General features: G+C 65.4%; 2 protein-coding genes. One reads left to right on the forward strand and one right to left on the reverse strand.

Features of this window, described 5'->3' with window-relative positions:
- Nucleotides 1-435: 435 nt before the first annotated feature.
- On the reverse strand, nucleotides 436-774 hold the full coding sequence (locus tag H0B43_RS33900) for an RNA polymerase-binding protein RbpA (RefSeq protein WP_124393463.1): 339 nt from the start codon (nucleotides 772-774) through the stop codon (nucleotides 436-438).
- A 172-nt stretch (nucleotides 775-946) separates the two neighbouring features.
- Here H0B43_RS33900 and H0B43_RS33905 point away from each other — a divergent pair, with 172 nt between their 5' ends.
- Nucleotides 947-1,279: a hypothetical protein gene (locus H0B43_RS33905; protein WP_073359665.1), complete on the forward strand. Its 333-nt coding sequence runs from the start codon at nucleotides 947-949 to the stop codon at nucleotides 1,277-1,279.
- Nucleotides 1,280-1,503: the final 224 nt, after the last annotated feature.

The following is a 1,503-nucleotide window of genomic DNA, read 5'->3' on the forward strand; positions in this document are numbered from 1 at the left end:
AAAATGGGCGGTTGATCACCCGGAATGTCGCGGACGTCCTACCGGGCGAGGGTTCAGGGTGCCGATTTCATACCCCAGGTGTGAAATTTGGTGGAAGAGAAGACCAAACCCTTGACTCCGCCGTACCGAATAGTAGATTGAGAGCGGTCATGTGACCTACCTCTCATACGGTACGGAAGCCCGGGAGGTCGGTCATACGTGGTTTCTTCGACTGCGTGTTCGGGGCGTGACGCTCGGTGCTTGGTGTGCAGTGCTTGGTGTGCTCGGAATGTAACGCTCCCGCGTTCAGCAGATCGGAGTACGTGTATGAGTCCTGTCGAGACGGTGACCACCCCGGAGATCGACGGAGTGGCGAGCGGCGCAGGCCTGCCCCGGATGCGGCGAACGCCGCCCCGGCAGAGCCGAGACGGCGTTCGTACGGTCCGGTGGCCTGTGTCAGGCTCCGCGGCGCTTCGCCTTCAGCAGGTCGAGGCGCTCCTTCAGCAGTTCTTCCAGTTCCTCCTTGGAACGACGCTCCAGAAGCATGTCCCAGTGGGTGCGCGGCGGCTTGACCTTCTTGGCCTCGGGCGCGGTGCCCTCGACCAGGGTTCCCTCCAGGCCGTTGCGGCACAGCCACGTGCCCGGGATCTCGGCGTCGTCGGCGAACGGGATGTCGAAGATCTCACCGTTGTCGCACCGGTACTTGGCCATCCGCCGGGGCGCGAGGTCGTGGTCACGGTCGGTCTCGTAGCTCACCGCTCCGAGTCGACTCCCTCGAAGTACGCGATCTGCCATGGTTGTGTCCTCTCCTCGATCGTCTCCGCGCGAGCACGCCTGGACCAGCACCAAGCGTTCACACTCATCTACAACGCCACGGCCTCCCGATTGGTTCCCGCACGCCGCGCAGATGCAACCTCGACATCTTACCGGGCGGGCGTCGAGGCGCCGCGCAGTAAGGTGGTCGACCATGACCGGCGCTTCCCGCAGACCCGATTCCTGTGTGTGGTGCGGGCGGGAAGTGGCGGAGTCGGGGATGGGGCGGCGCCGCCGATACTGCCGCCAGTCCTGCCGGCAACGCGCCTACGAGCAGCGCAACCAGGTCAAGGGCACGAGCATCCCCGCCGACGCGGTGGTCCTCACCTCGGAGGAGGCGTCCGCCATGGTCGACCGAATCTTCCAGGTTCGATGTGCCGCCGAGGACGTGGCGACAGCCGTTGCCGAAGGTGCGGCGGCCCATGAGGTGGAGTCCCTGTGCGCAGACCTCGTGCAACTCGCACGTGAGGCCGAACGCTTCCGCTGAGCCTCGCACCGAGGCGGGGAAGCGGAGGACGCACACTGCTCGACCGGTCCGGACCGGGCCGCCGACGCGTATCGACGGCGATTCCGAAACGAACATCACGAATCGACGCACGCCGAGCCCACACGTACAGCACGATCAGTACAGCGTGGGAGACCGGCGTCGGTTGGTCCGTCTCACGCGCAAGACTTGCGCATCCAAGGTCTTCTACCCGCTGGGGGAACGAG

Source organism: Rhodococcus sp. 4CII (genome assembly GCF_014256275.1).
Taxonomy (GTDB): Bacteria; Actinomycetota; Actinomycetes; order Mycobacteriales; family Mycobacteriaceae; genus Rhodococcus_F; species Rhodococcus_F wratislaviensis_A.

Bases quoted from the DNA above. Each gene is read 5' to 3' on its own strand.
- H0B43_RS33900 (WP_124393463.1), bottom strand. From the start codon at position 774: ATGGCAGATCGCGTACTTCGAGGGAGTCGACTCGGAGCGGTGAGCTAC.
- H0B43_RS33905 (WP_073359665.1), top strand. From the start codon at position 947: ATGACCGGCGCTTCCCGCAGACCCGATTCCTGTGTGTGGTGCGGGCGG.